Source organism: Chitinophaga sp. (genome assembly GCF_039596135.1).
GTDB lineage: Bacteria > Bacteroidota > Bacteroidia > Chitinophagales > Chitinophagaceae > Chitinophaga.
Genome location: NZ_JBCNKH010000079.1, coordinates 1 through 6,348 on the forward strand (window position 1 = coordinate 1; position 6,348 = coordinate 6,348).

A 6,348-nucleotide genomic window follows, 5' to 3' on the forward strand; every position below is an offset into this window, starting at 1 on the left:
AATTGCTTTTTCATATTCTTCTTTGCTTTGTTTATAGTCCTCGTCTGTGATTTCTTTGCGAGATTATCAAGTACTAAAAACATGGTGAGAAATATACTTTTGCACTGGCCAACCGGCCAAAAGTTGGGAACAGAAAAAATCGGTAACATTAATTCTCGTGCGTTCGTACGCCGATCCAAGGAAACTGCTCATAATGTACAACAAGGCAGTCATAAAACGAAAGCTCCAGATAACATACCACCTGTGGCCGGAAAGTTTTCTGCATGCATTAGAGGGCCAATAATTCACAATAAGTTAACTCCATACCAAGTGACCAGGAAAATGTTGTCAGTATTTTACTTTCCAAATCATATAAGTATGAAACAGATTATATTAATTTATTTTATTTTGTTTACAGTTACGATATTAAAAGCCCAAACACACAAGGTGACTATTTTCAGCACAGTTGACCCAACAGGGAAAATAGATTATCATTCCCTGAAAAAAATACTCCCCGACAGCATTATTAGCAAGGAGCTGAAAGATCCAAGAAAAGAGTTTGGCATAAAGGATAATTACAAGGTATTGTTATTCATGGTGGAGAGCGGCTGGCAGCTTGTAAACGCAGAGTTGGTTCCTCCGACAACGATATTGTATTATTATATGAAAAAGGAAATTGAGTTGGATGAGGCAGCTTATTATGCTTATATGCAAAAGCTGAAAGGAAATTAGCATTGGTATTTGTGCCTAAAAAACTTGTCTGACAGTTTATTTAACAACGATAAGGCTTTACTAAGATGATCTGACTGCTAATGCCACAAAAAATTTCTAAGAGTCATTAAATTTGTTTAATGAAACGCCGACATATCGCAATCTCGTTGATAGCCAATTTAACCTTTCTGTTCACCAGTGCTCAACCCGTCACTACCAGGTTCGTGGATTCGGTGGTAAACAAAGCTTTAGTCACTTTTAATGTGCCGGGAATTGCTGTAGCCATAGTTTCGGACAATAAGGTTTTACTTAGCAAAGGCTATGGCTTCAGGTCCCTGGAAGGCAGAGAAAAAGCGGATGAAAATACCTTATTCGGAATTGCTTCCAACAGCAAGGCTTTTACGGCAGCAGCCCTGGCAATATTGGTTGACGAAGGCAAGTTAAAATGGGATGATAAACTCGTTAAATACATCCCTGAATTTAAAATGTATGAGCCTTATGTGACAAGGGAATTTACAATTAGGGACATGCTCACCCACCGAAGCGGTCTTGGGCCAGGTGCGGGTGATTTGCTGCATAATCCCGATTCTACAGATTTTACTATTAAGGATGTTATTTATGCGCTCCGGTGGCTTAAACCGGAAAGCTCGTTTAGAAGCCGGTATACTTACGACAACATATTTTACCTGGTGGCGGCAGAACTGATTTACAGGGTTTCGGGGGAACGGTGGGGAGACTTTGTACATAATCATATTATGTTGCCCTTGCAAATGTACCGGAGCAATGCTTCTTATAGCCGGGTGAAAAAGGATACTAATGTAATAGAAGGTTACGACGAGATTGATGGCAAGTTGACCAGGATTCAACGTGATGACGCTGAACGGGATGCCGGCGCTGGCGGTATCTATGCCAGTGCCGACGATATGGGCAAATGGATGCTGGCGCAATTAAACAATGGCCGGTATGGGGAACACCTTGAATGGCAATTGTTCAGCGCTGAAGCGCAGGAGGAAATGTGGAAGCCTCAAATTACCCTTCCTGTGAGCAAGAACGACGGATATGACAGCCATTTCGGTGCATATGGCTTTGGTTGGTTCCTGAATGATGCAAAAGGTTATAAAATCGTATCACACACCGGCCAGGATAATGGTATGATATCTGAAGTGCTGCTGATACCTGAACTGCATGTGGGCATTACCGTGTTGACTAACCGGGATGGCGGCGGTGCCATGCGAGCAATAGTGGATCAAATAACAGATTGCTTCCTGGATGTAAAGGGGTTCGATAGAATTGCCAGGTGGAAAGCAAAAGTGGATATGCAGTCCCAGGCAACCGAAAAGGCAAAAAGCAGGTTACAGGAATTTGTAGATACATCCTCCTTTAGCAACCTGAAAAGTACTTACGCAAGCAAAACCGGCACTTACCGGGATAACTGGTTTGGTATCGTTACGATCTGTCAAAAAGATACCAGGCTGTATTTTAGTTCAAAAAGATCTTTGCAGCTGCATGGCCAAATGTTTCCTCTAAGCCAGGATAGTTTTCTTGTAAGATGGGATAACCGTAATTTAAAAGCCGATGCAATTGTTGTATTTGAAAATAAGGGCAAAATGTTTACAATGAAAAGGGCAACACCGGAAACATCAGTCGCCTATGACTTTCAAGACCTGCTGTTCCAAAAGCAAAGCGATGACACCTGCAAATAGGTTCGATCCCCAGACGTCGATAATGAGAGACCTCCTGGGATGGCGGCCAGCAAACGAACTTGATTCGTTCAATTAAAATAATCTATTCGTCACTTCCTATCGGGAAGCTCATTAACAATATTTGCTGCAGGAATCAGCTGGATGTTATCTCAACTTTCGCAATGCATAAGCCTAAACGTTGCGCAAAAAGTTATCTGCAAAAATGAGCGAAGTAGAGGAGAAATTACTTCCATTCAAACCGTGGGTATTATTTGTACCTATATCCATATAGCATGACATTTACGTGACAATTATAGATTGTATTATATTTTTTTAAATCGAGAATAAAAAGGTTCGGGTTTTGTACCATAGGGCTCACAAATCGCAGGATCTACGCAGCTTTTCTGTTTTTATCAAATGATGTTAACTTAATTTGCCAGGAGTTCAGGCATAAGTTTTGTCAGATTGCTATGCGTGGGGCCGCTTACGTGTTTGTAAATAAAACGAACATTTTTTTAGTTCAGAAAAAATCCTATATTAGCTACTACAGCTTCCATTTTAACTACATTATTGAAGGACCCTAATAGACAACGCAGGATATATGTTTAAGTGAAGAGTAGATTTTGGCATCATCTATCCCTGGAATTAGAAATGAGAAAAAGCATTTTTCAAACCTGTAAATAAAATAAAAAGAAGTGAATCGCTAAGACGCGTTAAGACTTCCTGACAACGGACCAAAATTACCTGTCTATCCCCTCAGTAGGAGGTACATGAAACGTAACATTTTTGAACGCCTGTTAGTAGTGATGGCCAACAGCACCTGGTCTAACTAAGTGAATAGTACAGGTGCCTGATCTTTTATTCAAGTATTGTATTGTGTTAACCATTTTTAATACCCATGGAAATTTACCCTATTAAGATTGCTATTATTCACAGTTATAAGATAATACGGAAAGCGCTAAAAGGTTCACTTGCCCAATTCCCGAACTTGAAAATTGTAACGGATACAGCTTTTAGTAAAGAACTGTCTATCATGCTTCCCGACGATAGTGTACAGGTGTTGCTGACAGAGCTAGCCCCTGATATTTCCGGTTATAAGGAATATTTGCAAGTGCTTAAATTTAATTATCCAAACGCGAAAATGTTGATCCTTTCTATTACGGATGATCCTCAGCTTATCAGCCAACTGATTGATTTCGGAGTATTCGGTTACCTCTCTTACGATTCAGATATTAATGATATAATAGAGGCAATCAAGATGGTAAATGCCGGTTACATTTACCGGAATAGGGTATATACGGAGGCGCTTTATTTAAAAACAAGCAGGATGATTAATAGTTCCATACAGAATGATAATTTTTTTACTGACAAGCATAAAAAAATCTTACAGCTGTTATGGCAGGAAAAGAGTACACAGGAAATAGCTACCGAAGTATTTCTAAGTATAAGCGCGATAGATAAAATAAAGCAGCAGATGAAAGATAAAATAGGTGCAAAAACAACAATAGGATTACTTAAATATGCAGTGGAGAAAAATCTAATATAATCAGGAGCAGATCGCTCCTTTCCCCAATTTCACCGCGCGCAAATCTTAGTGTATTTCTTTCTTTCTTTATAGTAAAATACAGGAAACAATACTCAATTTTACAGATTTCTGTATTTGTTTGCGTGAGAACTAATTTAAATTTGCTAGGGTATTATTGCAGTAACCATCATGTAGAACTTCACAATTAACCAGGATGTGAGTTTAGTGGGCGAAGCTTAAACTCTTAATAACCGTATATATTAACTAAGCAGTCACTTAAGCATGTATGATAGCTGATCATATGCTATAGGCAATGTTCTTAAAATAACAAATCTTTTACCTGGCCCGCTAAAGCAGAATTAACCCGGAACCCTAAATTTTATGTCCAACATGAGCACCTGTTTCCCACGACAAAACTGGTTTGTCTTGTATACCCGTCCAAAATTTGAAAAGAGGATAGCAGAGCAGATCTCTAAACTTAATTATGAGAGTTTTCTGCCTATCCGTACCTGCTTCCGTAAGTGGAGTGACCGGGTTAAACGGATTGAGGAGCCGCTATTTCCAAACTATGTTTTCGTAAGGATCACATCCAATGATAGTTTTAAGTTATTATCCGTAAGTGGGGTGGTAAAACTCATTACCTGTGAAGGCAAGCCCGTATCCGTTAGTGAATCTGAAATAGAGATCATTAAGAAGATTGCAGTTACGAATCCTGCGGTAACCAGCGAGAACCTTGAAACTGTCGGAGAAAAGGTTAGAGTGATCAGTGGCGCATTTGTGGGAATGGAGGGAGAGCTGATCCGGAAAGTTGGCAAATCCCGTTTACTGATCAGGCTTCCGGCTATTGACCACGCTTTATCGGTTGAGATCGACATGCAGGCATTGGAGAAAATTGCCTGAATTTACTTCCCTTTTTCCCCCTTAAAAGAGTTGATGACTATGCTTACTATTTCTGGATCTCCTTTATTGCCAGGTGAACATAAAGAGAAAGTGCTTTGGTTTACTGGTCTTTCCGGTGCGGGCAAAACTACGCTGTCTAAAGCACTGTATGATTATTTGATCACCAAAGGTATACAGTGCATTACATTGGATGGTGATGAGTTGCGGCAGGGAATCAATGTCAATCTTGGGTTCACTAAAGAAGACAGGACTGAGAATATCCGCAGAACGGCGGAGATTGCCCGCCTCTTGGTTAACAATGGTATTTTCTGTATTGTTTCCACCATTAGCCCATACCCTGAGCTTAGAAGCATGGCCAGAGATATTATTGGACATAATGTTTTTTTCGAGATTTTTATTAATGCTCCTTTGGCTATCTGTGAAGAACGAGATGTAAAAGGTCTGTACAAAAAAGCCCGTCAGAACAAAATTGCTTCATTTACCGGTGTACATGATGCCTATATTCCCCCTGTAAATCCTGATCTTGAAATAAGGACAGACCTAATGTCAGTGAATGAATCACTGGAAATGCTGGTCGCTCTGATTGAAAAGCCCGTCCCCTTCCCGCTTCTATAATAATTCCCCTTAAACAATATTTATTATGAGTAAGAAACAGCATGTTCCTGGTTCATGGGACTTTGATAGGTGGCTTGTTAAAATGGTAAGAAAATCCTGGCAAACCTTCTATAATCTTGAAAAGGTTCTTTTGAGAAGAATATTTATTAAGGATTTCCAGCCCAGGAAAGATGATGTATGTGTAGTTACGTATATGCGTTCGGGCACTACCAAGGTCCAAATGATGCTATATCAGCTGATGACGGAGGGAGATATGAATTTCCGACATTTTTCTAATGTCTCTCCATTACTGGAAGATGCTATATTTTCCGGCAAAAAAATGGACGATATGCCTTCCCCCAGGATCTTCAAAACCCATGGTGATTACAAGTATTTTCCGAAGAAGAATGCCGGTAGAATTATCTACGTAGTGCGTAATGGCATGGATGTGGCTTCTTCTATGTACCACTATTACAAGGATTATAATATGCCTGACCTGGAATGGGATCGTTTCCTGGACAAGACGTTTATGGATCGTATATCCTGGTTCAGGCATGTGGAGGCATGGTTGGAAAACAAACATGGTTTTAATGTTTGTTTTATAAAATATGAAAGCGCGAATGAGTATCCCCGTGAAACTATCGAGAAGTTGGCTAAATTTTTAGGGATACCACTTACGGAGGAGCTTATTGCAAGAGTTACGGAGCGTTGCAGTTTTGCCTTTATGAAACAGCATCAGGCAAAGTTCGGGAGGCCGCAAGTGGAAGCAAATAAACCGGATACACAGTTTATTCGCAGGGGAGAATCAGATAAGGGCCAGTTGGAGTTCAATGCTACGCAACGGAAAAAATTCTCCGCGCTTTATGACAAACATTTGGGCCGTTTCAACCTGGGATATAATTTCAGTGTAACCCCCGAAAAAGTGAATGAACCTTCCGCGGTTTAAACCTACTCTGT

General features: G+C 40.1%; 6 protein-coding genes. All 6 read left to right on the top strand.

What is annotated here, in order from left to right:
* Window positions 1-711 (top strand): hypothetical protein (locus tag ABDW16_RS27130; RefSeq protein WP_343674165.1); only part of this gene is annotated, 711 nt, incomplete at its 5' end.
* Between the two features lie 119 nt (window positions 712-830).
* On the top strand, window positions 831-2,393 hold the full coding sequence (locus ABDW16_RS27135; RefSeq protein ID WP_343674166.1) for a serine hydrolase: 1,563 nt from the start codon (window positions 831-833) through the stop codon (window positions 2,391-2,393).
* Between the two features lie 877 nt (window positions 2,394-3,270).
* A complete protein-coding gene (locus ABDW16_RS27140) occupies window positions 3,271-3,918 on the top strand; it encodes a response regulator transcription factor (protein WP_343674168.1) in 648 nt (215 codons plus the stop codon).
* Between the two features lie 369 nt (window positions 3,919-4,287).
* Window positions 4,288-4,797, top strand: coding sequence for a UpxY family transcription antiterminator (locus tag ABDW16_RS27145; protein WP_343674170.1), 510 nt, complete (start codon window positions 4,288-4,290; stop codon window positions 4,795-4,797).
* Window positions 4,798-4,836: 39 nt separating this feature from the next.
* Window positions 4,837-5,412 (top strand): adenylyl-sulfate kinase, encoded by a 576-nt coding sequence (cysC, locus tag ABDW16_RS27150; RefSeq protein ID WP_343674172.1) that lies wholly within the window; start codon window positions 4,837-4,839, stop codon window positions 5,410-5,412.
* 25 nt (window positions 5,413-5,437) lie between these two features.
* Window positions 5,438-6,337, top strand: a complete 900-nt coding sequence (locus ABDW16_RS27155) for a sulfotransferase domain-containing protein (protein ID WP_343674174.1) — start codon at window positions 5,438-5,440, stop codon at window positions 6,335-6,337.
* Window positions 6,338-6,348 lie beyond the last annotated feature (11 nt).